A 25,217-nucleotide genomic window follows, 5' to 3' on the forward strand; every position below is an offset into this window, starting at 1 on the left:
CCCTCAGAACGGCGCCACGACATCATAGATGCGCTGGCCCCAGGCGGGCTGCTGCACATCCATGAGCCGGCCGCGTCCGCCATAGGAGATGCGGGCCTCGGCGATCTTGTCGTAGGAGATGAGGTTGCGGCCGGAAATATCGAGCGGGTTGACCATGCCGGCGACGTTGAGCACCCGCACCTCGTAATTGACGAGGATTTCCTGCGAGCCGCTGATCATCAGATTGCCATTGGGCAGCACATCGGTGACGACGGCCGCGACCTGGACCTGCAGCCTTTCGGAGCGGTCGATCGAGCCCTTGCCCTTGGCGGCGGTGTCGGAATTCATGGTGAGACTACCCGTGGCGGAGCCATAGGCGCCGCTCCAGCCATAGCCCTCGGCGCCAGCGTCGATATCGAGCCCGGCCTGCTGCGCCGATTTGCGCGACCGGTCGGTCTGGTTGTCGAACTGCGCCATGTCGTTCATGGCGATGCTCACCGTCACCACGTCGCCGACCTTGCTGGCGCGGATGCTGCGATAGATGCTCTGCGTGCCCTGGTCCCAGGTCGAGGCGAAGCTGCGCTTCGGCGGCGCCGGGAAGGTCATCGGGATCGGGTCGGTCGGCTGGTTGATGCCATAGCCGACCGGGGTGAGGCTGGGCCCGAAGGCCAGGCTGTCATAGGTCTTCTGGCAGCCCCCCAGGGCCAGCGCGAACAGCGGCGCCATGAGCGGCAGGGTCAGGCGGGTGCGGGTGCGTGTCACGATGATTTTCCATCCGCGGGCGGCGGGCGCTTGGCGATTCCGACCATCACGCCGGTGAGACGGGCGGCGCGGGCCGGCTCCATCTCGTTGAGGATGGCGCTGGCGACGCGGGGGTTGAGCTTGGCGAGGATGGCGGCGGCGGGGTCGTCGCCCATGATGGTGAGCTGCGCGGCGGCGGCATCCGGGCGCATCTGCGAGATCACCGCGATCACCGCCGCATCCGCCTTGTTGAGGAAATCCTCGCGCCGGGTCAGCCATTGCTCGAATTCGGCGCGCTTGGCTTCCAGCTTGGCGATACGCCCTTCGATCTCCTTCTCCAGCGCGTCGAGCGCCGCCTTCTGGCGGGCGAAGCGGGCATCGCGCACCGCATCCACCATCGCCTCGCAATACTGGTCGGCATTGTCGCCCTTGGGCGCGGGCGGAGCGGGGCGCGAGGCCATCGGGGCCGCGGCGGTCGGGTCAGGGGCGGGAGCCGTTTCGGCGCGAAGGCTCAGCGCGCCGAGAAAGCTGGTGCCGAGGGCGAGCGCGACGATGACGAAGGCCTTGACCGTGCCGGCGTCCCGGTCGCGGCGGGGCGCTGGCAGGTGGCGGCGGGGCGCCGGCCAGCCATCCTCGTCTTCAGTGTCCTCCTCCCTGTCCCGCTCGCTGTCGCGGGCGGCGAAGCAGAGGGCGGCGGAAAGCAGGCCGAGCAGCCCCCCCACCACCAGGGCGGCCAGATGCGAGAGGACCAGTATCATGCTCATGCGGGAACTCCCGGCCGATGCGCCCTGCGGCGCTTACTGGATGACCAGCTCGGCTTGCAGGGCGCCGGCTGTCTTGATCGCCTGAAGGACGGAGATGATGTCCGTCGGCCTCATTCCCATACGGTTCAGACCTTGCACGAGGGTGTCGAGATCGGGCCCCCGCACCACGCTGAGATAGCCGCCATCCTGCTCGACCTGGACCTCGGTGTTCGGCACCACCACCGTCTCGCCATAGGAGAAGGGCGCGGGCTGCGAGACCTGCGGCGTCTCGGTGACGCGGACGGTGAGATTTCCCTGGGTGACGGCGACGGTGGAGATCTTCACGTTGCGCCCGATCACCACCGTGCCGGAGCGCTGGTCGATGACGACGCGGGCGGGCGCGTCCGTCTGCACCGCGAGATCGCCGACCATGGCGAGGAATCGGGCGGCACCGATGCGCGGCGGCCGCTGCACCACCACGGAGCGCTGGTCGCGCGCCATCGCGGTCGGGCGGACCGGGCCGCCGATCTTGCCATTGTCCGTCACCTGGGTGCCGAAGCGCGCATTGATGGCGTCGGCCACACGCGCGGCGGTGGAGAAATCGGGATTGTTCAGTTCCAGCACGAAGTGCGGCAGGTCGGCCAGTTCCCCCGGCGCCGGCTTTTCCACCAGCGCGCCATTGGGGATGCGCGCGGCGGTGGGCACGCCCTGGGTCACGCTTTCCGCCTCGCCGGCGGCGACATAGCCGGTGACGGCGAGCTGGCCCTGCGCCACCGCATAGGTCTGGCCGTCGGCGCTGTTCAGCGGCGTGATCAGCAGCGTGCCGCCCTTGAGCGAGGTCGCGTCGCCGAGCGAGGCGACATTCACGTCGATCCGTCCGCCGACCCCGGCGAAGGAGGGCAGATTGGCGGTCACCGCCACCGCCGCGACATTGCGCGAGCGCAGCGGCACGCCGCGCGTGCTGATGCCCAGCCGGTCGAGCATGGACTGCATCGCCTGCTCGGTGAAGGGCGAGTTGCGCAGCGTGTCGCCCGTGCCCTGCAGTCCGATGACGAGGCCATAGCCGATGAGCTGGTTGTCGCGCACTCCCTGCACGCTGGTGATGTCCTTGATGCGGGTCGCCGCCTCGCCCGCCGGCGCGAATGCCAGCAGCAGCAGGAGCGCGCAGAGCCCGCGCCCGGCCCGCAGGCGCCGTGTCCAGCCGGTCATGGAACGGCACATCATGGCGCGCTCACCTTCACCGAGCCGTCGGCCTGCACGATGCCGGCGACGACCTTGCCGCTGTCGGCATTCTTCAGCTTCACCATGGCGCCGAGCGAGCCGGATTCCAGCGGCACGCCGAGCGCGCGGATGCTGAGCCCGTCCTGTTCGAAGCGCAGTTCGGTGGCGACGCCGCGCGTCACCAGTTGCGCCTCGGCCACCGCCGCGACCGGGATGGCGTTGCCGGCGGCAAGCGGGCGGCGCGCCACCTTGCCGACGAGCTGGCCATGATTGACCGCTAGCGGGTACTGGTTGGCCATGCTGGCAGGAAAAGCCTTCTCCGCCAGCATGGCGGCGGTGATGGTCTCGCCCGGCGCGATATTGGTCGCGGCGACGGGCAGGCTGATCTGCGACGCCACGGGAGCCGCCGGCGCGGCCGGCACCGGAGCCGGGGCCGGCGCGGGAGGCATGTCCATGCCCGACACCGTGTCGGCGATCGGCCGCTGGCGGGCGGCGGCGCTCTGCGCCAGAGCGGGCGCGACGGCCGGCATCAGGGCGCAGGAAAGGGCGAGGGCAAGCAGCCCCCCCGGCAGCAGCCGTGTCATGGAAGCCGTCCTTCTTTAGCGGATGCCCTTGGCCACCGTCGCCGCCATCTCGTCGGCGGCCTGGATCACCTTGGAGTTCATCTCATAGGCGCGCTGCGCGGTGATGAGTTCGGTGATTTCCTTCACCGGATCGACATTCGAGCCTTCGAGATAGCCCTGGTGGATCTTGCCGAAGCCGGCATCGCCCGCCACGCCGGTGACCGGCTGGCCCGAGGCCGCCGTCTCGCGGTAGAGATTGTTGCCGATCGGCTCCATGCCGCCATCATTGGCGAAATTGGCGAGGCTGAGCTGGCCGAGCAGTTGCGGGTCGGCCTGCCCGGCGGTCTTGGCGTAGATGTTGCCGGTCTCGTTGATGACGATCTCGGTGGTCTCGGCGGGAAAGGTGATGGCCGGCTGCACGACATAGCCGTCATTGGTGACGAGTTCGCCGGCCGGTCCCTTGCTGAAGGAGCCGGCGCGCGTGTACAGCGTCTCGCCGGTCGGGCCGGTGATCTGGAACCAGCCCCGCCCGTTGATCGCCATGTCGAGCGGATTGCCGGTCTGGGCGAGCGGGCCCTGCTGGTGCAGGTTGCGCACGCCGAGCGTGCGCACGCCGAGGCCGATCAGTGCCCCCTCCGGAATGGGCAGCCCGCCATCGGCATTGGGCACGCCCTGGGCGCGCTCGGCCTGGTAGAGCAGATCGGAGAACTCCGCCCGCGCGCGCTTGAAGCCGGTGGTATTGATGTTCGCGATATTGTTCGCGATCACCTCGACATTGGTCTGCTGCGCGCTCATGCCGGTGGCGGCGATGGCCAGTGCTTTCATGTCACAGTCCTCGGGCCCTCCCGGCCGACAAGGCGGGAGCGCGTGGAAACGGGGGTTCAGGAACGTGCGGGAGCGGGGTCCGGCCCGGGGGCTAGATCGCCATCCGCGAGATTTCCTGATAGGCGGCGACCACCTTGTCGCGGACCGCCAGCGCGGTCTGCAGCGTGGTCTCGGCCGCCATGATGGTCTGCACGACGTGCTGCACGGAGGCTTTGCCCTGCAGCCCGGTGATGGCGGCGGCTTCCGCCCCCTGCAGCGAGCCCACCGCCTGGCCGGAGATGTCGGCCAGCATGTCGGCGAAGCCGGTGGCCCCGGTGGCGCGGACGCCCGAGGCGGCGGCGGTGGCGCCGGTGGAAGCGGTGGCGCCGGCCCCGCGCAGGGCGGAGATCGAATTGAGCGCGTCCATCATCAGCCGGCCCTCAACAGGTCGATGGTCATGGAAATCATCGAGCGTGCCTGCTTCATCATCTGGAGGTTGGCGGAATAGGAGCGGCCGGCCTCTCGCAGGTCGGCCATCTCCATGAGCACGTTGACATTGGGCAGCTTCACATTGCCGTCGGCATCGGCGGCCGGATTGCCGGGATCGTGCTCGATGGTGAACGGCGTGGTGTCGTCGGTGCCGATGGCGTGGATGGCGACGCCGGGCCCGGCGCCGATGCCTTCCGGCGCGCCCATATGCACCGTCTTGCGCCGATAGGGGTCGGCGCCCGGCGTGGTGCCGGTGGAATGGGCATTGGCGATGTTCTCGGACACCACCCGCATGCGGGTGGACTGCGCCTGCATGCCGGAACTGGCGATGCTGGAGATGGATTTCAGGGAATCGATCATCAGGCGTTCCTCACACTGGCGAGCACCATGCGGTGGAAGGCGCGCACCACGCTCGTGTTCAAGGTAAAGGCCCCGTTGGTTTCGGCGGCCTTCACCATCTGCTGGTCGAGGCTCACCGTGTTGCCGGATTCGGAGACTTCCCAGCTCTCGGCCGGCTTCACCTCGGCGCGCATCGCCTCGGCGCCGGTCGGCGAGAGATGACCCGCCGAGGTGCGGGCCTGGGTGAGGTGGGTGCTGTCGAGCACCGCTGCGAACGGTTCGACATCCGCCGCCTTGTAGGCCGGCGTATTGGCATTGGCGATGTTCGCGGCGATCGTCGCCTGCCGCACCGACGCCCAGTCGGCGTGGCGGGAGGCGAGATCGAACAGGAAGATCTTGTCCACGGCGGTCTCCGCATTCCTACGCGCGGACCGTAGGACCAGAACCTTGCACGAGGCTGGAGCCCTCAGTGCTCGCTGAGCCGGGCCGCCGCCAGCGCCGCCTCGAAGCGGCGGAGGTTTTCGCTCTCCGATCCGAGCGGGCTGGCGAACTCGACGGCGTCGATGTGCACGCCGACCGAATTTTCGTCGAACACCACATGGAACGCGGCGGTCATCGTCGACTGGCGGAAGTTGAGCGCGATGGACACATGCGGCGGCGCGCCCCAGTCGCTCTCGATCACCGCATGGCGCGCGTAGCAAAGCTGGCCCGGCTTGAGGAAAAGCTCGGCCGAGGAGGCGATGAGATCGTCGATATTGCTGTCCTGGCCGCCATTTATATAGGCCATCACCACCCCGGCATTGGTCAGGCACAGTTCAGTCAGGAACCCGCGCAACGCCTCGGCCAGCCGCTTTTCATAGGTGAGCAGCGCCAGCTCCGGCAGGCTGGCGATGTCGAGACGGCAAGGCCCCTCATTTCCGCGCATTCTGGCCTCGCGAGTAGATGAAGAAGAGAATCTTGGCGACCGGACGGTAGAACTCCGCCGGAATCCACTGGTCGACCTCCACCGCCTCATAGAGCGCCCGCGCCAGCGCGCGGTCCTCCACGACGGGCACGCCGGAACTCTCGGCGATGGAGCGTATCTTCAGGGCGATCAGGTCCGCCCCCTTGGCGAGCACCAGCGGCGCCCCACCCTTCACCCGGTCATAATGCAGCGCGATGGCGTAGTGGGTCGGGTTGGCGATGACCAGCGAGGCACGCGGCACGGCGCTCATCATGCGGTGGCGGGCGCGTTCCTTGGCCAGCGAGCGCAGCCGCGCCTTGACCAGCGGGTCGCCCTCGGCCTGCTTGAACTCCTCCTTCACCTCCTGCTTGGTCATGCGCAGCTCGGCGCGCCAGCTCAGCCGCGACCAGACGAGGTCGATGCACACCAGCGCGATGGTCGCCACGCACACCGCCGAGACCAGCCGCACGGCGAGGCCGAGCAGCATGGAGGGAACGAGCGTCGGGTCGCTCGACATCGCGCCCATGATGCTGTCCTTCGCCGACAGCAAGAGCATGACGCAGATCGCCGAGACGGCACCGAACTTGAACAGCGATTTCAGGAACTCGACCTGCCCGTGCCGGCCGAAGATGCGGGTGAAGCCCGAGGCCGGCGACACGCGCGACCATTGCGGGCGGATGCGCTCGCCGACGAAGCGCGGCATGTTCTGCGCCAGCGAGGCGACGAGGCCGAAGGCGGCGAGAACGAGCACGACCGGCAGCAGGAAGCGCGCGGCCAGCCCGAAAGCCAGCCAGAACAGGTCGATTGCGTCCTCGCCGCTGGCGATGCGGAAGCCGCCGGGATTGTCGATCAGCCGCGTCAGCCCCTGGGTGAGCAGCGCCGTCTGCGGGCCGGCGAAAAACGACAGGCTGACGAGTATGCCCAGCAGCGAGGCGAAGAGCGGCGCCTCGCGCGAGAACGGCACCTTGCCCTTCTCCAGCGCGTCGGCGATCTTCTTCTCGCTCGCTTCCTCGGTTTTGCTCTCCTTGTCATTATCCTCGGACATGGCGGCCCCCGGGGTGGCCTGACCTAGCGCACATAGGCTTCGTCCTCGCCGCCGGCATTGAGCTCGATCTCGCCGCGTCCCGCCATTTCCAGCGCCATGTCGGTGATGGCGCGCCGCGCCTCGTGCACGTCGCGGTGCGAGGCCGGCTCGCTGCTCATCAGCTCCTGCTCGACCATGCGCCGCACGCGCGAGCCGAGCGACTGCAGGATGACCTCGCGGAACTGGGCATCGGTGCCCTTCAGCGCCATCACCGTGCGGTCGTTCGGCACCTGGTCGAACAGCGCCGTGCGGGCGCGGGGCGGCAGGTTGATGATGTCGTCGAAGGTGAACAGCAGCCCCTTGAGGATTTCCGCCGACTTCGGCCGCGTGGTGGCGAGGCTGGAAAGCACGTTCTCCATGTCGTCGCGCTCCATCTTGTTGATGATGTCGGCGATGCGGGCATGGGTGTCGGCGCCCGCATTGCGGGCGAGGTTCACCATGAAGTCCTCATGGATGGTGTTCTCGATGATCCGCATCGTTTCGTCGACGATCGGCTTGAAGCCGAGCATGCGGCGCATCACGGCGTTGCGCATCGCCTCCGGCAGATGGCCGAGCACCTTGGCGGCGCAGGACGGCTTGACCCGCGAGAGGATCAGCGCCGCGATCTGCGGATGTTCCTTGATCACATAGGCGGCGATGGTGCCCTCCGAGACCCCGGAGATGCGGTCCCAGATGCTGTGATTGGTCGAGCCGAGAATGTCGGTCATGATGGCGGAGATCTGCTCGGGAGGCAGAACCCCGTCGAGCAGGCGCTCGACATCGCTGGGCGAGCCGACAACATTGGCCCCGGCGACGAACTGGGTGGCGAATTCCTCGATAGCGAGTTCGACCTGCGCGGTCGACACCGGGCGCATCTCCGCGATGGCGCGGGTGATCGCCTTGATCTCTTCCGGCTGGAAATGCTTCATCAGCCGCGCCGCCACCGGCCGGCCCATGGTCATGAGCAGCGCGGCGACGCGGTCGGACCCCTGCAGCGGGCGGGCCACTCTGGCGGTTACGGCGGACATGCGCCTTCAACCGCGTCAGCGCGAGATTTCGGCGCCGGACGTGCCGACGATCTCGGTCAGCGACACGCCGAAGCGGGAATTGTCCTCGTCCACCACAACCACTTCGCCACGGGCGATGATGCGGCCATTGACGACGATGTCGACCGGCTCGCCGACGCGGCGGTCGAGCGGCACGATGGCGCCGCGCCCGAGCTTCATCAGTTGCGCCACCGGCAGATTGGCCGAGCCGAGAACGACCTGCAGCGTGACCGGCACCCGCAGCAGCGATTCGAGGCCGCGGCCGCCGAAGCTTTCCTCAACCGTGCCCGTGCTGGCGAGCACTTCCGGAGAGAAGGTTTCGTGGCTCATCCGCGCAGATCCTTGTTCACGGGGGTCGGAAGAATGGCCGCGGCCTCGGCGCGGGCGCGGTCGAGCCGGGCGACCAGCGCCTCCGCCTCGCCGATGCGCACGCAGAGCGCGGCGATGAGCTCGCGGCTGTCGTCATTGAGCAGGGCGACGGCATCGCGCGCCTCGCCGAGCGCGGCGGCGCTGTCATGCAGCGCCAGCCGGTAGTGGCGCCCAACGGTCGAGAGCTCGTTGAGCTTGCGATACATCAGCACCACGCAGCCGCTCGTCACCACGAGCGCCACGAACAGCACCGCCTCAGCGGGGGAGAATGTCATCAATGAACTCCTGATCGAGATCGACCGCCTCTTCGATACGCAGCACATAAGACCCGTCAGCTTGCCCGAGGCTGCACCAGAACAGCGGCTGCTCGACGCTCTCCAGCTTGACGCGGCTGCGCGGCGTCGCCTGCAGCGGCAATATCTGCCCGACTTCCAGCTGCGCGGCGTCGCCGAGGGTGATCTCGCGCTCTTCCAGCACCGCGCGCAGCCGCACCTCGGTGCGCTGCACCTCGCCGCGAATGTGCTTGGTCCAGATCGGGTCGCGCGGCGATGATTCGCCGGCCGTGGTGCTGGCGAGCTGCTGGCGCAGCGGGGTGAGCGCGCCCTGCGGGATCAGCACGAACATCTCGCCGCCGCGATTGAGCGCCTGCAGCAGGAATTTGGCGCAGATGGCGAGGTTGTTGCGCCGCCCCACCACCGCGAAGTCCATGCGGGTTTCCTGCCGCTGGAACTTGAAGCTGACCTGGCTCACCAGCGCGAAGCTGCCCTGCAGCGCCTTGGCCATCTGCTCGAACAGGGCGATGGCGATGCGCAGCTCGATATTGGAGAAGGAGCGCTCGTCATCCACCGGCGGCTCGGAGCCGTCGGCGCCGAACAGCACCTCCACCATGCTGAACACGAAATCGCGGTCGAAGCCGACAATGACGTGGCTGTCCCATTCGGGCGAGTGGAACACGCCGACGATCGCCATGCCTTCATAGGTGTCGAGCACGTCGCCGATGCGCCCGCTCTCCACCTGGCTCAGCGAGTAATAGGCCTGCGAGGAGGCGAGCTGGCGCAGGCTTTCCGCGCACAGCGTCGCCATCCGGTCGAAGATGACGTGCAGCATCGGCAGCTTGTCGAGCGAAAGCCCGGCGGCGTCGAGCAGCAGGTCGCGAATGTCGGCCGGCGTGCCGGCGGAGGGGGTGGCGCGCATGTTCATTCGATCAGGCTGCCTGTGCCACGGCCGAAAGGTTGGGCACGTTGGAGATGGCTTCCGCCTCGACCTCGTCGATGGTCGGCCGCTCGGAGGAGGAGATGGTCTTGCGCCCGTGTTCGAGCGCGATCTGCGGCAGCGCGCCGTTCATGTAGGCGATCAGCGACTGCTTCACGATGATGAAGGGCTGGACCTGCTTCTCGCGCATGATCTTGATGTAATGCGCCATCGGCCCGAGGATCGCGTAGGAGGTGTAGATGCCGATGAGGGTGCCGACGAGCGCCGAGGCGATGTAGTGGCCGAGGATTTCCGGCGACTGGTCGATGGCGCCCATCGCCTTGACGATGCCGAGCACCGCCGCGCAGATGCCGATCGCCGGCATGCCTTCGGCCACCGTGCTCAGCGCCCCGGCCGGCTTGGTCTTGTATTTCTTGATGGTCGAGATTTCCTGTTCCATCAGCCCCTCGATCTCGTGCGAGCGGGCATTGCCGATGACGATGAGCCGCGCATAGTCGCAGATGAACTGCGTCAGCTCCTTGTCCTTCAGAATGTTCGGGAAGTGCTGGAACAGCGCGGAATTGGCGGGGTCGTCGATGTGACCTTCGACCTCGTTGCGCGGGCGGGTGCGCAATTCGCGCATCAGCGCATAGAGCAGGCCGAGCAGGCCGAGGAAATCCTTGCGCTTGGGCGCCTTGCCGGAAAAGGCCTGGCCCAGCGCCTTGCCGGTGTCCTTGACCGTCGACATCGGGTTGGCGATGAGGAAGGTGGCGAAGGCGATGCCGAAAATGATGACATATTCAAAGGGTTGCCAGATCACTTCGAGATGGCCGCCCATGGCGACGAAGCCACCTCCGATGGAGGCGAACCCCAGGACAATGCCGATCAGAATGAACAATGCCGACCCCTCCGTTGTTGGTTGAGGGTCTAGGCAAGCAAGATTGCGCGAGGCTGGCCCTTTCCAGCCGGACGGCACGGAAGCCCGGCGCAAGCTTGCCGCGCCAGGGTGGCGGCCGGACCGGAGCCGGGAACCGCCATGACCACCACCTTCGCGACCTTTCAGTCGCTCACGCGCAACATGACCCGCACGCTGGCGCTGAAGGCCGCCGAGCCCTCGGTGGCGCTGGAGACGAAGTACTTTCTCGCGAACATCCCGAAGATCAAGACGATCGACGCCTTCCTCAAGAATACCCGCGTCTTCAACTATGCGATGAACGCCTTCGGCCTCGGCGACATGGCCTATGCCAAGGGCTATATGCGCAAGGTGCTGACCGAAGGCATCGTCGAGCCGAAATCCTTCGCCAACCGTCTCAATGACGAGCGCTTCACCGCCTTCGCCAAGGCGTTCAATTTCGAGAGCTACGGCCCGCTGACCACCTCCCGCCCGGCGGCGCAGAAGGACGTGGTCGACGCCTATATCCGCCAGACGCTGGAAGTGGACGCCGGCGCGGAGAATGAAGGCGTGCGCCTCGCGCTCTATTTCCAGCGCGAGGCGCCGAAGGTGAAATCGGCCTATGGGCTGCTCGCCGATCCGGCGCTGTGGAAGGTGCTGAAGACGGTCTACGGCTTTCCCACCGCCATGGCCTCGGCCGATATCGAGAAGCAGGCCTCGGCCGTCACCCAGCGGCTGAAGCTCGCCGACCTGCAGGACCCGACCAAGCTCGACCGGCTGATCCGCCGCTTCACCGCGCGCTGGGACGCCGACCAGGGCGTCGCCTCGCCGACCCTCGCGCTGTTTCGCACCAGCGGGGTCGGGACGGGCACCGGCATGGCGCTGCTGAACCTCAAATATGGAGGCTGACGAATGCCGAGCCTTTACGTCCCGCTGGCGGCGCAGGTCGCCACCGAGCGACGCATGGCGACCATCGCCAACAACATCGCCAATATGAGCACGCCCGGTTTCCGGGCGGAGGAGATCAAGTTCGAAAATCTCCTCTCCACCGTCGGCAAGGACGAGGTCGCTTTCGTCTCCGAGGGCGAGAGCTACACCTCACTGGTCGCTGGCCCGGCCATCTATACCGGCAATCCGCTGGATGTCGCCGTGCAGGGCGATAGCTGGTTCGCGGTGCAGACGCCGGCGGGGCGCGCCTATACGCGCGACGGGCGCCTGCACATCGCCCCGACAGGCGAGGTGCTCACCGTCGATAACCTGCCCGTGCTCGATTCCGGCGGCACCGCGCTGCTCATCGACCCCGCCGGCGGCGAGATCAAGATCGGCGCCGATGGCGCGCTGACCCAGGGCGCGAACCGGGTCGGCACGCTCGGCCTGTTCACCCTGCCCGCCGGCGCGAAGCTGACGCGCCAGGGCAATGCGGTGATCCCCGACCAGGCCGCCCAGCCGGTGCAGGACTTTTCCATCTTCGGCGTACGCCAGGGCTATATCGAGGGCGCGAATGTCGATCCGATCATGGAAATGACCCGGCTCATCGCCGTGCAGCGCACCTTCGAGATGGCGGCGCAGGCGGTGCAGCAGAGCGAGGACCAGACCTCGGAAACCATCCGCACGCTGGGGCCGTCCTGAGATGAACACGCTGGCACGGCTGGAAGCGGCGGTTCAATCGGGCCTCGACGATCTGCCCTTCGTGCGCGTCTCCGGCGTGGTGCGCGAGGTGACGCCGACGCATTTCCGCGTGTCGGGCCTGTCCTCGCATCTCACGCTCGGCGCCTGCGTCGCGGTGGAGGGGGGCGGGCGCAACCTGATTGGCGAGGTGGTGCGGCTCGATGAGGGCGGCGCCACGGTGAAGCCGTTCGACGAGCGGATCGCCATCGGCCTCGGCGCGCCGGCGCATCTCGCCCGCGACCTCGCCTTCCGCCCGCATGAGGAATGGAAGGGCCGGGTGATCGGCGCGCTCGGCCAGCCGCTGGACGGGCTCGGCCCGCTCCCCCTCGGCGATGAGGCGCGCGCGCTCGAAGCCGACCCGCCGGAGGCGATGAGCCGGGCGCGCATCCACAAGCCGCTGCGCACCGGCGTGCGGGTGATCGACCTGTTCACCCCGCTCTGCGAGGGCCAGCGCATCGGCATCTTCGCCGGCTCGGGCGTCGGCAAGTCGACCCTGCTCGCCATGCTCGCCCGCTGCGAGGGCTTCGACACCATCGTCGTCGCGCTGGTCGGCGAGCGCGGGCGCGAGGTGCGCGAATTTCTCGAAGGCCCGCTGGCGCCCAACCGCCACCGCTCGGTCGTGGTGGTCGCCACCAGCGACGAGAGCGCGATGATGCGCCGCCTCGCGCCGCGCGCCGGCTTCGCGGTGGCGGAATATTTCCGCGACCGTGGTGAGCAGGTGCTGCTGATCATCGACAGCGTCACCCGCTACGCCCATGCCGCGCGCGATGTGGCGCTGGCGGCGGGCGAGCCGGCGGTGGCGCGCGGCTACGCGCCGAGCGTGTTCAGCACCCTGCCCCGCCTGCTGGAACGCGCCGGCCCCGGCCCGGAGGGCGCGGGGGCGATCTCCGCCATCTTCTCGGTGCTGGTGGATGGCGACGACCATAATGACCCGGTGGCCGACGCGGTGCGCGGCACGCTGGACGGCCATATCGTGCTCGACCGGGCGATCGGTGACCAGGGCCGCTTTCCCGCCGTGAACGTGCTGCGCTCGGTCTCGCGCCTCGCCGATCTCGTCTGGAGCCCGGAGGAGCGCGACCTGATCCGCCGCCTGCGCAGCCTCATCGCCCGCTTCGAGGACACGCGCGACCTCAGGCTGATGGGCGGCTACCACCCCGGCGCCGACCCCGAGCTCGACCAGGCGGTGAAGGTGGTGCCGCGCATCTATGAGGCGCTGTCGCAATATGCCGACGCCCCGCCGAGCCGCGAACCCTTCGCCGAACTCGCCCAAGCCATACGCGGCTAGCCATACGCGGCCAGCGATACGCCGCCGCGCCAAAGACCGCCCACGCCTAGCACCGCCCACGCCAGTCTCGCACAAGCCTGACCGGCTCAACTGCGGCAACGACACCGAGGAGTGATGAAATGAGCCTCTATGGCATGATGCGGACCGGCGTGTCCGGCATGGCGGCGCAGTCCAACAAGCTGGGCACCATCGGCGACAACATCGCCAATTCGGGCACCACCGGCTACAAGCGCGCCTCCACCGAATTCTCCAGCCTGCTGCTGCAGAGCGGGCCGGGCGAGTATAATTCTGGCGCCGTCAACACCAGCGTGCGCTATGCGGTGAGCCAGCAGGGCGCGTTCAACTATTCCACCTCGGCGACCGATCTCGGCATCCAGGGCAACGGCTTCTTCCTCGTCTCCGACGCCACCGGCACCTCCTATCTCTCGCGCGCCGGCTCCTTCACCGTGGATGCCTCCTCCGGCAATCTGGTGAACACCGCCGGCTTCACCCTGATGGGCTACGACATCACCAATGGTGATCCCAATGTGGTGCTGAACGGCGCGGGCGGGCTGAAGCCGGTGCGCGTCGCCGATGTGCGGCTCGCCGCCAACCCCTCGCGTGACGGCGCCTTCGCCGCCAACCTGCCGGCCGCCGACGAGGTGGTGACCGGCAGCACTCCGGCCGCCAATGTCGCCGGCTCGACCTACTCGCAGAAATCCTCGCTGGTGACCTTCGACAATCTCGGCAGCGAGGTCACGCTCGACATCTACCTCACCAAGACCAGCGACAGCCCGATCGCCTGGGAAATGACCGCCTTCGACCGCGCCGACGCGGCGACCGGCGGCGGCTTCCCCTATTCCAGCGCCCCGCTCGCCACCCAGACGCTCGATTTCGACGGGCTCGGCAATCTCACCTCCACCCCCTCCATGGCGCTGAACGTCCCGGGCGGGCAGACGCTCACCCTCGACCTCACCGGTATGACCCAGCTCGCCGACCGCTACACCCCGCTCAACGCCACGGTGGACGGCAACGCGCCCAGCTCGGTGTCGAGCGTCACCATCGACAAGGACGGCGTCGTCTCCGCCGTCGATCTCAACGGGCGCAAATCGCCGCTCTACAAGATCCCGCTCGCCTTCGTCACCAGCCCGGACAATCTGGCGCCGAAGGCCGGCAATGTGTTCGAGACGACGCGCGAATCCGGCGGGCTGCAGATCGGCTTCGCCAATGAGGGCGGGCTCGGCACCATGGTGTCCGGCGCCACCGAACGCTCGAATGTGGATATGGCGTCCGAACTCACCGAGATGATCAGCGCCCAGCGCGACTACACCGCCAACTCCAAGGTGTTCCAGACCGGCTCCGAACTGCTCGACGTGCTGATGAGCCTGAAGCGGTGATACGCCGATGAGCCTGTCGCTCGCCCTCAACACCGCCCGGTCCTCGCTCGCGGCGACCTCGACCCAGATCGAGACCACCGCGCGCAACATCGCCAATGCGGGCCAGCCGGGCTCCTCGCGCAAGATCGCCGTCACCACCACGGAGGCTTCCGGCGGGGCGACGGTGGTCACGGTCTCGCGGGCGAGCGACGGGCCGCTCTATACGCGCATGCTCGGGGCGACCTCCAACGCCGCCGACCGGCAGGCGGTGCTCGACGGGCTGGACCGCCTGCGCACCGGGCTTGGCGAGGCCACCGGGGAGACTGCGCCCGCCGCGCGCCTCGGCGCGCTGAGCGACGCCGTCACCCAGTTCGCCAATGCGCCGGACGATCCCGCCCTCGGCGCCGAATTGGTGACGAAGGCGCAGGATCTCGCCAGCACGCTCAGTTCCGCCGCCGCGACCGTGCGCGCCGTCCGCACCGATGCGGATGCCGGCATGGCGCGCTCGGTGGCGCGGGTCAATGATCTGCTCCGGCAGTTCGCCACCGAGAACGACACGGTGGTGCGGGGAACCGGCGCCGGCCGCGATGTCAGCGACGCGATGGACCGGCGCGACACGCTGCTCGCCGGCATCGCCGAGGAAATGGGCGTCACCGCCGTCTCGCGCGGCAATAATGATCTGGTGCTCTACACCGATGGCGGCGCCACCCTGTTCGAGACGACGCCGCGCAGCGTCAGCTTCACCACCACGCCGGTGCTCACCGCCGGCATGAGCGGCCAGGCGGTGATGGTGGATGGCGTCAGCGTCACCGGGGCGGACGCCACCATGCCGCTGCGCTCCGGCCGCCTCGCCGGCCTCGCCGAGCTGCGCGACCAGACCGCCGTGACGCTGGAGACGCAGCTTGATTCCATGGCGTTCGCCGTGGTGCAGGCTTTCGCCGAAACGGACCAGAGCGGCGGCGGGGCGCCGGACGCGCCCGGCCTGTTCACCGATGGCTCGGCGAACCTGCCGACGCAGGCGACCGGGCTGGCGGCAAAGCTCACCGTCAATCCCGCCGTCGATCCCGCACAGGGCGGCACGCCCAGCCTGCTGCGCGACGGCGGCATCAATGGCGCCGCCTATGTCGCCAATGCCGGCCCGGCGAGCTTCGCCGATGCGCTACAGGGCCGCAGCGCCGCTCTGGCCGAGGTGCGCAGTTTCGACCCCGCCTCGGGCATCCCCGCCCAGTCGACGCTGGCCGATTACGCCGCCGCCTCCACCGGCTGGCTGGAGGGCCAGCGCCAGCTCGCCGCCAACGCGGCGGAAAGCGAAACCGCCCTGCTCGCCCATGCCTCCTCGGCGCTCTCCAATGCCACCGGCATCAATATGGACGAGGAATATGCCCGCCAGCTCGACCTCGAACGCAGCTACCAGGCCTCGGCGAAGCTCATCGCCGTGGTCAACAGCCTGTTCGACGCGCTGTTCCAGGCCGTGAGGTAAGCCATGCATTCCAGCTTCATCTCGACGCTGACGCTCAACAACTCCCCCCGCGCCGCGCTGCCGCGGCTGCAGAGCGAGCTTGCCAAGGCGAGCCAGGAACTGACCACCGGCCGGCGGGCCGATATCGGCCGCGATCTCGGCGTCGGCATCGGCGAGAACCTCACTTTGCGCCGCGACCAGACCTCGCTGCAGAGCCTGATCGACGGTAATGCCGCCACCGAGGCGTCGCTGGACCGCACCCAGACCGCGCTCGACGACATTCGCGGCCAGGCCGACAGCTTCCTCGCCGCCATGGTCGGCATCTCCGACGCCAATAGCGGCGCCCGGGTGCTCGGCGCGCAGGGCCGCGCCGCCCTCGACGCCCTCACCTCGACGCTCAACCTCACCGATGGCCGGCGCTATCTTTTCGGCGGGCTGAACAGCGGCACGAAGCCGATGAACGGCTTCGACGAAGGCCCGCAGGCGGCCCTCGCCGGCGCCTTCGCCACCCGCTTCGGGCTCGATCCGGCCGACCCGTGGAAAGACCCGGCGGTGGCGCAGATTTCCGCCACCGATCTCGCCGATTTCATCGACACCACCCTCGCCGCCGCGTTCGAGGAGCCGGGCTGGAGCGCGACCTGGTCGGACGCCGACAGCGAGAATCGCAGCGCCGCCATCTCCACCACCGCCCGCGTCGAGGTCGGGGCGAACGCCAACGAGCCAGCCATGCGCAAGCTCGCCATGGCATACACCATGATGGCGACGCTCGGGGGCACCGACATCAAGGGCGACGCGCTGAACATGGTGCTGGACCGCACGCGATCGCTGCTCGGCAGCGCCATTTCAGGCGTCACCGACATCTCGACCCGCATCGGTTCCGCCCAGAGCCGCATCGCGGCCGCCGACACGCTGATGCGTGGCGCCATCGACGCCACGGATCGCCGCCTCAATGCGCTCGAAGGCATCGACCCCGCCGAGGCCAAGACGCGCTTCGACACCATGACCACCCAGATCGAGATGTCCTATTCGCTGACCTCTCGAATACTGAAACTTTCCATCATGGATTACGTCTAGGACGAAAGGTCTAAAGATGTACCGCTTCTCCTATGCCGAGATACTCGGCGATTCCGCCGCCGAAGGGCGCGACGAAGAGCGCCTCGCGCTCGACCGCGCCATCGACATGCTGACGCGCGCGCAGACGAACGGCCCGTCCTCGCCGGAGGCGGCCGAAGCGGTGCTCTATCTGCAGAAGCTCTGGGGCTTCCTCATTCGCGATCTCAGCGACCCGCACAACGAGCTGGCCGAACAACTGCGCGGCAACCTGATCTCCATCGGCCTGTGGGTCATCAAGGAGGCGGACCAGATCGTGCAGGAGCGCTCCTCCAATTTCGCCGGCCTGATCGAGGTCAACCGCTCCATCCGCGACGGGCTGATGTGAGGCGATGCGATGCAGATTTCCCTCAAGCCGGGTGAACGGCTGTTCCTCAACGGAGCGGTCATCCGCGTCGACCGGCGGGTGACGGTCGAACTGATGAACGACGTGGCCTTCCTGCTGGAGAGCCATGTGCTGCAGGTGGAAGACACCACCACGCCGCTGCGCCAGCTCTATTTCGTCGTGCAGATGATGCTGATCGAGCCGCACCGGCAGGCGCAGGCCCAGCGCCTGTTCCGCGAGCAGCTTGCCGCGCTCGTCGTCTCGTTCAGCACCGAATCGATGATCGCCGCGCTGACGCAGATCGGCGAACTCGTCGATGGCGGCCGTTATTTCGACGCGCTGCGCGCCATCCGCCGGCTGTTCCTCATCGAGGAAACCATTCTCGGCTGCGACGCCCCCCGCGCCGCCTAGAGCGCGATCCGATCAGATTGAATCAATCTGATCGGTAAATCGCCCTCTAACTCTAAGATAGAGAACGCGTTATCCGCGTGCTCTAGAGCTTTTTCCGCGCCGCACCACCGCCGCCGCCGACGCCGCCGCTGACGCTTCTTGCGCGCGGCCCCAAGGGAGTTCCGCCATGACCAGCATCAACGCCCTCGGTGGCAGCACGAGCGCGGCCGCGCCGGCCAAGTCGTCCGGCGACACGCTCGACTACAGCGCCTTCCTGCAGCTTCTCGTCGCCCAGATGAAGATGCAGGACCCGACCAAGCCGATGGACAGCGCCCAGTATCTGGGCCAACTCGCCTCCTTCTCGCAGGTGGAGCAGAGCGTCTCGGCCAATGCCAAGCTCGACAGGCTGCTGACCTCCTCCGCGCTGCAGATCGCCGACGCCGCGGTCGGGCGCACCGTCACCAGCGCCGATGGCAGCGTGACCGGGCAGGTGGCCTCGGTGCGCATCACCTCGGAGGCGCCGGTCGCCACCCTCACCGACGGCCGGGAACTCACCCTCGGCGCCGGCATCCGGATCGCCTGAGCGATGAACGAGGCAGACGCCCTCGACATCGTCCAGGCCGCCATCTGGACCATCATCATCGCCTCCGGCCCCGCCGTCGCGGCGGCGATGCTGGTCGGCATCGGGGTGGCGCTGTTCCAGGCGCTCACCCAGGTGCAGGAAGTCACCCTCACCTTCATTCCGAAGATCATCGCGGTGCTCGTCGTCACCGCCCTCACCGCCACTTTCGTCGGCCAGCAGATCCTCGCCTTCACCCAGGAAATCTACGGCCGCATCGGCACCGGATTCTGAAGCCCCATGAGCGCCTTGACCGCCGCCCCCGCCTCCGAGCGCGCCTCACGGCGCGACATCGGCTTTGCGGCCGGCATCGTCGCCATCCTCACCGTCCTGTTCCTGCCCATACCCGCCCCCCTCATCGACTTCGGGCTGGCGCTCTCCATCGCGCTGTCGGTCTTGATCCTGATGGTGGCGCTGTGGATTCAGAAGCCGCTGGAATTCAGCGCCTTTCCCACCGTGCTGCTGATCGCGACCGTGCTGCGCCTCGCGCTCGGCATCGGCACGACGCGGCTCATCCTGGCGGAGGGCGGCGAGGGCGTTCACGCCGCCGGCCACATCATCAGCGGCTTCTCGCAACTGGTGATGAGCGGCGATTTCGTCATCGGCATCATCGTCTTCGTCATCCTCATCACCGTCAATTTCCTCGTCATCACCAAGGGCGCCACCCGTATCGCCGAGGTCGGCGCGCGCTTCACCCTCGACGCCATCCCCGGCAAGCAGATGGCGATCGACGCCGATCTCAATGCCGGCCTCATCGACGACAAGGAAGCCCAGCAACGGCGCAGCGAGCTGGAGGAGGAAAGCTCCTTCTTCGGCTCGATGGACGGCGCCTCGAAATTCGTGCGCGGCGAGGCGGTCGCCAGCCTCATCATCATCGCCGTCAATATTTTCGGCGGCATCATCATCGGCGTCACCCGCCACGGCATGGCGCTGCACGAGGCGGCGGACATCTTCACCCGCCTCTCGGTGGGCGACGGCCTTGTCTCGCAGATCCCCGCGCTCATCGTCTCGCTCGCCGCCGGTCTTCTGGTGTCGAAGGGCGGCACGCGCGGCGCCACCGAAAAGGCGGTGCTCGGCCAGCTCGGCGCCTATCCGCGCGCGCTCTATGTCGCCGCCGCCCTGCTGTTCTGCCTCGCTCTGGTGCCGGGGCTGCCGCTCATTCCCTTCGCGGCGCTGGGCGGGGTCCTGGCCTTTGTCGGCTACAAGGTGCCGCAGCACCTCGCCCGCCAGAAGGAGGCGGAACAGGCCCGCGAGAAGGAAGCGCAGCAGCAGGCCGCGGCCGAAGCCAAGGATTCGGTCAAGGAATCGCTGCGCACCGCCGAGGTCGAGGTGGTGGTGGGCAAGCAGCTCGCCACCATCGTGCTGCGCAATCCGGCGGAACTGGCCCACCGCATCGGCAAGATGCGGCGCAAATTCGCCGAGCGCTACGGCTTCGTCGTGCCGGACATCAAGGTGTCGGAAGGGCTCGGCCTGCCGGCCAAGAACTACCAGATCCGGCTGCACGGCACCGCCATCACCGGCCATGAGATGCGCATCGGCGAGGCCCTCGTCGTGGTGGGCGAAGGCCCGCGCCCGGACGTTCCCGGCGACGAGACGCGCGAGCCGGCCTTCGGCATGAAGGCGCTGTGGGTGTCGGACGCCTATGCGGCAGAGGTCAAGCGCGAGGGCTTCGTGCCCATCGACGCGCTGTCCATCATGCTCACCCATGTGAGCGAGGTGGTGTCGAACAATCTCGCCCAGCTTCTGTCCTACAAGGACATGCGGGCGCTGCTCGACCGGCTCGATCCTGAATATAAGCGGCTGATCGAGGATATGTGCCCCTCGCAGATTTCCTATTCCGGGCTCCAGGCGGTGCTGAAGCTGCTGCTGGCCGAGCGCGTCTCGGTCCGCAACCTGCACCTCATCCTCGAAGCCATCGCCGAAATCGTGCCGCATGCCCGGCGCTCCGAGCAGGTGGTGGAGCATGTGCGGATGCGGATGGCGCAGCAGATCTGCGGCGACCTCTCCGAAGGCGGCGTGCTGAAGGTGCTGCGTCTCGGCGGCAAATGGGACCTCACCTTCCATGAAAGCCTGAAGCGCGACGCCAAGGGCGAGGTGGTGGAGTTCGACATCGACCCGCGCCTGGTCGAACAGTTCGGCACGGAAGCCTCCGTCGCCATTCGCGAGCGCATGCGCAGCGCCGGCAGCTTCGCCCTGGTCACTGCACCCGACGCTCGACCCTATGTGCGGATGATCATCGAGCGCATGTTCCCCGCCCTGCCGGTGCTCTCGCATGTGGAGATCGCGCGCGGGGTGGAAATCTCCTCGCTCGGGGCGATCGCGTGAACGGCCCGGCCGAGGCGCCGCTGGTGGCGGCGTTCCTCATTTTCTGCCGCATCGGTGCCTGCTTCATGCTGATGCCGGCCTTCTCCAGCAGCCGGCTGCCGGCCAAGATCCGGCTGTTCCTGGCGCTGGGCATTTCCTATGCCTTCACCCCCCTGCTCGGCGACGAGATCGCCCGCACCGTGGCGGGCCTGTCGCAGATGCAGCTCCTGCTGGCGATTGGCGGCGAACTCGCCACCGGCGGCGTCATCGGCCTGCTGGCGCGCATTTTCTTTCTCGCCTTGCAGACGCTGATGACGGCGGCGGCGCAGACTGTCGGCCTCGCCACTCCTTCCAGCATGATGGCCGAGGATGACGGCCAGATGCCGGAGATCGCCACGCTGATGGGGCTGTCGGCCATCCGCGCTGCTGTTCGCCACGGAACAGCACTGGGAGATTTTGCGGGCGCTGGTCGAATCCTATGCCCGCCTGCCGCCGGCCGGCACCTTCCAGGCCGGGGCCTCGCTCGGCCTCGTCGTTGACCGGCTGAGCGACACGTTTCTGCTCGGCCTTCGGCTGGCGAGCCCGTTCCTGATCTATTCCGTGGTGGTGAATCTGGCCGTCGGCCTGATCAACAAGCTGACCCCGCAGATCCCGGTCTATTTCATCGCCATGCCGATCGTCACCGCCGGCGGGCTGCTGCTGCTCTATGTGACGGTGGACGATGTGCTGCGCATCTTCATGGAGGCGTTCGCCTCCTGGCTGGTGAAAGGCTGAACCATGCTCGCTCCCCTGCGCAAGGCGCGCCGGATCGAAGCCCTGCAGGGGCAGATGCACCAGCGGGCGGAAAGCGCGCTGGCCCAGTTGGAGCGGGCGCTGGCCGGGGTCGAGCGGGAACGGCGCGAGGTTCTCGCTGTTCTCAACAACGAGGCGATCCCGTCCTTCGTCATCGCCCTCGCCGCCCCGCGCCTGCGCGCGCTCGACGCCGAGATCGCCCGGCTGCAGCGGGAAGTGGCGCGCCAGCGGGCCGTCGCGCTTGAAGCGGCGATGCGGCTGAAGCGCGCCGAGCGGATGACCGGCAAGGCCGCCGAGCACGCCCATGCCGCGCAGGAACGCGCCGATCTCGACGACGCGCTGGAAGCCTTCATCGCCCGGAGTGGCGCAAGCTTCCCGCCAGCCTGACCTGCGAGGCTGCACCGGTCAAAATGTAACGGTGCAGCCGATGAGCATCCAGCCTCCGTCCGATATCCTTCTCGACGTGGTGAAGGCCGCCGATCCGCACAAGGCGCAGGCCATGGCGGCGCGCCTGCGCGAGGCTGCGTCAACCTCGGCGAGCGCGCTGGCCGAGGCCGCCGGCGTCGAGGGCGCGGGCTTCGAGGGCGCGGGCTTCGACGACGCCCTCGCCGATCAGGGCGCCCGCGCGGCCGCGCTGGGCGAGGGGATGAGCCCGCTCGGCACCTTCTCCGCCCGCACCCTTTCCAATGCCACCGCCCTGTCCTCCCGCCGCGATGACGGCGCCGCCTCTCCCTATCGCCGTTTCGAGGCGATGGTGCTGAGCGGCTTTGTCGAACAATTGCTGCCGAAGTCCAGCGCCACCCTGTTCGGCGCCGGCACTGCCGGGCAGGTCTGGCGCTCCATGCTGGCCGAGCGCATCGCCGATGAGGTGGCCAAGTCCGGCGGCATCGGCATCGCACAGCACCTCGCCGCGGCGCGGGGTGGGCAGCAAACATGATGACCGCCAACCCCGCCTTGTTGACGCTGAACGGCCTGCTCGACCGGCTGGAAGAGGCGGTCGACGAGGAGACGAGCGCGCTCGCCCGGCGCCGCCCGCTCGATTTCGAGGAGATCAACCGCCGCAAGAGCCGCAGCCTGCTGGAACTTACCCGCGCCATCCGCTCGCTGCCGGCGCAGCCGGGCGGGCCGGGCGAGAGCGCTCTTTCGGCGCGTCTCGCCGGCCTGCGCACGCGGCTGGAAGCCAATCAGGACATGCTGCGCATTCACCTCGCCGCCGCTCAGGAAATCGCCGCTCTGCTCGGCCGCGAGATGGGCGAGGCGGAGTCCGACGGCACCTATTCCTTCGCCCAGCTCAACCGGCAGGCCGCACGATGATGCGGCTGCTGTTCATCGGCCTCTGGGTCTGCGTGGTCACGCTGCTGGCGAGCTATGGCGGGGCCTATTGGATGACAGGGTCGGCCGGCGGCAAGAGCGAGGAACCCTATCTCGCGGGCCTCGAATACAAGCGGCTCGAACCGATCAATGTGCCGATGATCATCGACGGCACCGTGCGTGGCTACGTGATCGCCAAGCTGGTCTTCACCGCCGACGCGGCGACGCTGCGCAAGATGCCGATCGAACCGCAGATCTTCGTTACCAACGCCGCCTTCGACGAGATCTACACGGAAGGTCGCGTCGAGTTCGGCAAACTGTCCAAATACAACCTCGCGGAAATGATGGACAACATCCGAAAGCGGGCCAACGAGAAACTGAACGGCGAGGTCATCAACGAAATACTCGTCGACGGCATCAACTACATCGACAAGTCAGAAATACGTGCCCTCGTCGACCGTACCGGCAATGCGCCGAAGAAAAAACCTGCCGCATCAGGCGACAAAGCCACCCATTGAGCTCACCCGGAACCGTCCTCATGAAGATCACCGGCAAAATCTACACCATCGTTGCCACGCTCGGCCTGACCACGGCGATCGTCGGCGGCATATCGGTCTACACGCTGGGGCACGAGACCCGTCTTGCCAACAAGCTCGACCAGTTGCACCGCCAGGCATTCCTGGCCGAACGGATCAATGGTCTGGTCAGCACCGTCGTCATGGACGCGCGCGGCATCTACATGTCGAAGGACACTGATGCCGCAAAGCCTTTCGTCGCCGGCCTGAAGCGCAGCCTCAACCAGCTGGAGGAGACCGCGCAGGATGTCGCCGCCAGCGATGATCCCGATGTGCGCGCGAGCTTCGGCCCGGTCGCCAAGGACGTCGCCGACTTCGTTACCTTCCGCACGGAGACCGCCCGCCTCGCCACGGTGGAGGGCCCGCAGGCGGCCAATGTGCAGGGCAATAACGAAGCCAACCGCGCCAACCGCAAGGCGCTGCAGGTCTCGCTCAAAGACCATGTCGAACGGCTGCGCGACATGACCGATCCGCTGCGCGAGGAGTTCAACACCGTCAGTTCCTGGGCCGGGTTCGTCATCCTCGTGGCCACCGTCGTCGGCCTGCTGATCGGCATCGGCACCGGCCTCTATATCGGCGTGGTGACGCTGAGCCGCCCGATCCGCCGCGTGATCGCGACCGTCAAGGCGGTGGCCGACGGCAAGCTCGATGTCGAGGTCGATCCCAATCCCGGCAAGGACGAGATCGGCGATCTCTGGCGCTCCACCGGCGAGCTTCTGGGCACGCTGCGCGACGCCGAGCGCCTGCGCGCCGAGCAGGCCACCAATGCGGAACGCATGGAGGCCGAGAAGCGCAGCACCATGCGCGACCTCGCCGACCGCTTCGACAGCGAGGTCTCCGGCGTCGTCCGCTCGGTGGCCGCCGCCGTTTCCCAGCTCGAACATTCCGCGTCCAGCATGAGTTCGTCGGCCGACGAGACCAGCAAGCAGTCGACCGTCGTCGCCGCCGCCGCCGAGCAGGCGACGAGCAACGTCCAGATCGCCGCCTCCGCCGCCGAGGAACTCGCCGCCTCGGTGCGCGAGATCGGCCACCAGGTCTCCACCGCCGCCAAGATCGCCGGCGAGGCGACCGAGCAGGCGACCGGCACGGCCGATGTGGTGCGCGGCCTCGCCACCAACGCCCAGCGCATCGGCCAGGTGGTCAACCTGATCACCGACATCGCCTCGCAGACCAACCTGCTGGCGCTCAACGCCACCATCGAGGCGGCACGGGCGGGCGAGGCCGGGCGCGGCTTCGCCGTCGTGGCCATGGAAGTGAAGACCCTCGCCGAGCAGACCTCGAAGGCGACCGACGAAATCTCCTCGCAGATCGCCGCCGTGCAGGGCGCCACCAATGATGTGGTGCGGGCGATCGAGAACATCACCGGCACCATCCGCCGGATCGACGAGATTTCGAGTGCCATTGCCACCTCGATCGACGAGCAGGGCGCGGCGACCGGCGAGATCGCGCAGAACGTCCACCAGGCGGCCCAAGGCACGCAGGAAGTCTCGTCCAGCATCTCCACGGTCAGCGTCGCGGCCGCCGATACCGGCCGCGTCTCGTCCGAAATCGTGCGCTCCGCCGCCGATCTCGGCGCGCAGGCCAGCCACCTGCGCGTTCAGGTCGACACCTTCATCGAACGTATCCGCGCCGCCTGAGCCC

The 25,217-nt window shown here is 67.9% G+C and carries 33 protein-coding genes; 18 read left to right on the plus strand and 15 right to left on the minus strand.

The features are described from left to right. Positions 1 to 3: 3 nt before the first annotated feature. The 15 genes from AAC979_RS15500 to motA form a co-directional block, all read right to left on the minus strand. Positions 4 to 705, minus strand: a complete 702-nt coding sequence (locus AAC979_RS15500; RefSeq protein ID WP_371349072.1) for a flagellar basal body L-ring protein FlgH — start codon at positions 703 to 705, stop codon at positions 4 to 6. Positions 706 to 737: 32 nt separating this feature from the next. Beyond that, complete coding sequence (locus AAC979_RS15505; RefSeq protein ID WP_371347766.1) at positions 738 to 1,484, minus strand: MotE family protein; 747 nt, start codon at positions 1,482 to 1,484, stop codon at positions 738 to 740. 33 nt (positions 1,485 to 1,517) lie between these two features. Then, complete coding sequence (gene flgI / locus AAC979_RS15510; RefSeq protein ID WP_371349073.1) at positions 1,518 to 2,684, minus strand: flagellar basal body P-ring protein FlgI; 1,167 nt, start codon at positions 2,682 to 2,684, stop codon at positions 1,518 to 1,520. Further along, positions 2,684 to 3,268: a flagellar basal body P-ring formation chaperone FlgA gene (gene flgA, locus AAC979_RS15515; protein ID WP_371347767.1), complete on the minus strand. Its 585-nt coding sequence runs from the start codon at positions 3,266 to 3,268 to the stop codon at positions 2,684 to 2,686. The genes flgI and flgA overlap by 1 nt, the downstream gene beginning before the upstream one ends. A 15-nt stretch (positions 3,269 to 3,283) precedes the next feature. Further along, complete coding sequence (gene flgG, locus AAC979_RS15520) at positions 3,284 to 4,072, minus strand: flagellar basal-body rod protein FlgG (RefSeq protein WP_371347768.1); 789 nt, start codon at positions 4,070 to 4,072, stop codon at positions 3,284 to 3,286. 91 nt (positions 4,073 to 4,163) lie between these two features. Further along, complete coding sequence (locus tag AAC979_RS15525) at positions 4,164 to 4,481, minus strand: flagellar hook-basal body complex protein FliE (protein ID WP_371347769.1); 318 nt, start codon at positions 4,479 to 4,481, stop codon at positions 4,164 to 4,166. Next, entirely contained in the window at positions 4,481 to 4,900 is a 420-nt protein-coding gene (gene flgC, locus AAC979_RS15530; RefSeq protein WP_371347770.1) for a flagellar basal body rod protein FlgC, read from the minus strand. Before flgC ends, AAC979_RS15525 begins: the two co-directional genes overlap by 1 nt. Then, a complete protein-coding gene (flgB, locus tag AAC979_RS15535; protein ID WP_371347771.1) occupies positions 4,900 to 5,283 on the minus strand; it encodes a flagellar basal body rod protein FlgB in 384 nt (127 codons plus the stop codon). The genes flgC and flgB overlap by 1 nt, the downstream gene beginning before the upstream one ends. Positions 5,284 to 5,345: 62 nt before the next feature. After that, positions 5,346 to 5,804 (minus strand): hypothetical protein, encoded by a 459-nt coding sequence (locus tag AAC979_RS15540; protein ID WP_371347772.1) that lies wholly within the window; start codon positions 5,802 to 5,804, stop codon positions 5,346 to 5,348. Beyond that, positions 5,791 to 6,867: an EscU/YscU/HrcU family type III secretion system export apparatus switch protein gene (locus AAC979_RS15545; protein ID WP_371347773.1), complete on the minus strand. Its 1,077-nt coding sequence runs from the start codon at positions 6,865 to 6,867 to the stop codon at positions 5,791 to 5,793. The genes AAC979_RS15540 and AAC979_RS15545 overlap by 14 nt, the downstream gene beginning before the upstream one ends. 23 nt (positions 6,868 to 6,890) lie before the next feature. Then, the gene (locus AAC979_RS15550; protein ID WP_371347774.1) at positions 6,891 to 7,913 is read right to left on the minus strand and encodes a flagellar motor switch protein FliG; all 1,023 of its coding nucleotides are present in this window, start codon (positions 7,911 to 7,913) and stop codon (positions 6,891 to 6,893) included. Positions 7,914 to 7,928: 15 nt separating this feature from the next. Beyond that, positions 7,929 to 8,261, minus strand: coding sequence for a flagellar motor switch protein FliN (gene fliN / locus AAC979_RS15555; RefSeq protein ID WP_371347775.1), 333 nt, complete (start codon positions 8,259 to 8,261; stop codon positions 7,929 to 7,931). Next, positions 8,258 to 8,575 (minus strand): hypothetical protein, encoded by a 318-nt coding sequence (locus AAC979_RS15560; RefSeq protein WP_371347776.1) that lies wholly within the window; start codon positions 8,573 to 8,575, stop codon positions 8,258 to 8,260. The genes fliN and AAC979_RS15560 overlap by 4 nt, the downstream gene beginning before the upstream one ends. Then, positions 8,556 to 9,500: a flagellar motor switch protein FliM gene (locus AAC979_RS15565; protein WP_371347777.1), complete on the minus strand. Its 945-nt coding sequence runs from the start codon at positions 9,498 to 9,500 to the stop codon at positions 8,556 to 8,558. Before AAC979_RS15565 ends, AAC979_RS15560 begins: the two co-directional genes overlap by 20 nt. 4 nt (positions 9,501 to 9,504) lie before the next feature. Further along, a complete protein-coding gene (gene motA, locus AAC979_RS15570; RefSeq protein WP_371347778.1) occupies positions 9,505 to 10,389 on the minus strand; it encodes a flagellar motor stator protein MotA in 885 nt (294 codons plus the stop codon). A 138-nt stretch (positions 10,390 to 10,527) separates the two neighbouring features. Here motA and AAC979_RS15575 point away from each other — a divergent pair, with 138 nt between their 5' ends. The 18 genes from AAC979_RS15575 to AAC979_RS15660 all read left to right on the plus strand — a co-directional run bounded on the left by AAC979_RS15575 (position 10,528) and on the right by AAC979_RS15660 (position 25,213). After that, the gene (locus AAC979_RS15575) at positions 10,528 to 11,292 is read left to right on the plus strand and encodes a DUF1217 domain-containing protein (RefSeq protein WP_371347779.1); all 765 of its coding nucleotides are present in this window, start codon (positions 10,528 to 10,530) and stop codon (positions 11,290 to 11,292) included. 3 nt (positions 11,293 to 11,295) lie between these two features. Then, on the plus strand, positions 11,296 to 12,012 hold the full coding sequence (flgF, locus tag AAC979_RS15580) for a flagellar basal-body rod protein FlgF (protein ID WP_371347780.1): 717 nt from the start codon (positions 11,296 to 11,298) through the stop codon (positions 12,010 to 12,012). A 1-nt stretch (position 12,013) separates the two neighbouring features. Further along, positions 12,014 to 13,336: a flagellar protein export ATPase FliI gene (fliI, locus tag AAC979_RS15585; RefSeq protein ID WP_371347781.1), complete on the plus strand. Its 1,323-nt coding sequence runs from the start codon at positions 12,014 to 12,016 to the stop codon at positions 13,334 to 13,336. Between the two features lie 119 nt (positions 13,337 to 13,455). Then, positions 13,456 to 14,712 carry a flagellar hook protein FlgE gene (locus AAC979_RS15590; protein ID WP_371347782.1) on the plus strand — a complete coding sequence of 419 codons (1,257 nt, stop codon included), beginning with the start codon at positions 13,456 to 13,458 and terminating at the stop codon, positions 14,710 to 14,712. Between the two features lie 7 nt (positions 14,713 to 14,719). Beyond that, positions 14,720 to 16,171, plus strand: coding sequence for a flagellar hook-associated protein FlgK (flgK, locus tag AAC979_RS15595; protein ID WP_371347783.1), 1,452 nt, complete (start codon positions 14,720 to 14,722; stop codon positions 16,169 to 16,171). 3 nt (positions 16,172 to 16,174) lie between these two features. Continuing rightward, positions 16,175 to 17,224 (plus strand): flagellar hook-associated family protein, encoded by a 1,050-nt coding sequence (locus AAC979_RS15600; RefSeq protein ID WP_371347784.1) that lies wholly within the window; start codon positions 16,175 to 16,177, stop codon positions 17,222 to 17,224. Positions 17,225 to 17,240: 16 nt separating this feature from the next. Next, positions 17,241 to 17,588 carry a flagellar biosynthesis regulator FlaF gene (gene flaF, locus AAC979_RS15605; RefSeq protein WP_371347785.1) on the plus strand — a complete coding sequence of 116 codons (348 nt, stop codon included), beginning with the start codon at positions 17,241 to 17,243 and terminating at the stop codon, positions 17,586 to 17,588. Positions 17,589 to 17,597: 9 nt separating this feature from the next. Beyond that, on the plus strand, positions 17,598 to 17,996 hold the full coding sequence (flbT, locus tag AAC979_RS15610) for a flagellar biosynthesis repressor FlbT (protein ID WP_371347786.1): 399 nt from the start codon (positions 17,598 to 17,600) through the stop codon (positions 17,994 to 17,996). Positions 17,997 to 18,162: 166 nt separating this feature from the next. Next, positions 18,163 to 18,558 carry a flagellar hook assembly protein FlgD gene (gene flgD / locus AAC979_RS15615; RefSeq protein ID WP_371347787.1) on the plus strand — a complete coding sequence of 132 codons (396 nt, stop codon included), beginning with the start codon at positions 18,163 to 18,165 and terminating at the stop codon, positions 18,556 to 18,558. Positions 18,559 to 18,561: 3 nt separating this feature from the next. Beyond that, complete coding sequence (gene fliQ, locus AAC979_RS15620; protein WP_371347788.1) at positions 18,562 to 18,828, plus strand: flagellar biosynthesis protein FliQ; 267 nt, start codon at positions 18,562 to 18,564, stop codon at positions 18,826 to 18,828. A gap of 6 nt (positions 18,829 to 18,834) precedes the next feature. Continuing rightward, complete coding sequence (flhA, locus tag AAC979_RS15625; RefSeq protein WP_371347789.1) at positions 18,835 to 20,919, plus strand: flagellar biosynthesis protein FlhA; 2,085 nt, start codon at positions 18,835 to 18,837, stop codon at positions 20,917 to 20,919. Continuing rightward, complete coding sequence (locus tag AAC979_RS15630; RefSeq protein ID WP_371347790.1) at positions 20,916 to 21,437, plus strand: flagellar biosynthetic protein FliR; 522 nt, start codon at positions 20,916 to 20,918, stop codon at positions 21,435 to 21,437. Before flhA ends, AAC979_RS15630 begins: the two co-directional genes overlap by 4 nt. Continuing rightward, positions 21,355 to 21,672, plus strand: coding sequence for a flagellar biosynthetic protein FliR (locus tag AAC979_RS15635; RefSeq protein WP_371347791.1), 318 nt, complete (start codon positions 21,355 to 21,357; stop codon positions 21,670 to 21,672). The genes AAC979_RS15630 and AAC979_RS15635 overlap by 83 nt, the downstream gene beginning before the upstream one ends. A 3-nt stretch (positions 21,673 to 21,675) precedes the next feature. Further along, a complete protein-coding gene (locus AAC979_RS15640; RefSeq protein WP_371347792.1) occupies positions 21,676 to 22,077 on the plus strand; it encodes a hypothetical protein in 402 nt (133 codons plus the stop codon). A gap of 40 nt (positions 22,078 to 22,117) precedes the next feature. Then, the gene (locus tag AAC979_RS15645) at positions 22,118 to 22,627 is read left to right on the plus strand and encodes a rod-binding protein (RefSeq protein ID WP_371347793.1); all 510 of its coding nucleotides are present in this window, start codon (positions 22,118 to 22,120) and stop codon (positions 22,625 to 22,627) included. Further along, on the plus strand, positions 22,624 to 23,004 hold the full coding sequence (locus AAC979_RS15650) for a hypothetical protein (RefSeq protein WP_371347794.1): 381 nt from the start codon (positions 22,624 to 22,626) through the stop codon (positions 23,002 to 23,004). Before AAC979_RS15645 ends, AAC979_RS15650 begins: the two co-directional genes overlap by 4 nt. Further along, positions 23,001 to 23,519 (plus strand): hypothetical protein, encoded by a 519-nt coding sequence (locus AAC979_RS15655; protein ID WP_371347795.1) that lies wholly within the window; start codon positions 23,001 to 23,003, stop codon positions 23,517 to 23,519. The genes AAC979_RS15650 and AAC979_RS15655 overlap by 4 nt, the downstream gene beginning before the upstream one ends. Positions 23,520 to 23,539: 20 nt before the next feature. Further along, positions 23,540 to 25,213: a methyl-accepting chemotaxis protein gene (locus AAC979_RS15660; protein WP_371347796.1), complete on the plus strand. Its 1,674-nt coding sequence runs from the start codon at positions 23,540 to 23,542 to the stop codon at positions 25,211 to 25,213. Positions 25,214 to 25,217 lie beyond the last annotated feature (4 nt).

The organism is Ancylobacter sp. IITR112, from assembly GCF_041415945.1.
Classification (GTDB): domain Bacteria; phylum Pseudomonadota; class Alphaproteobacteria; order Rhizobiales; family Xanthobacteraceae; genus Ancylobacter.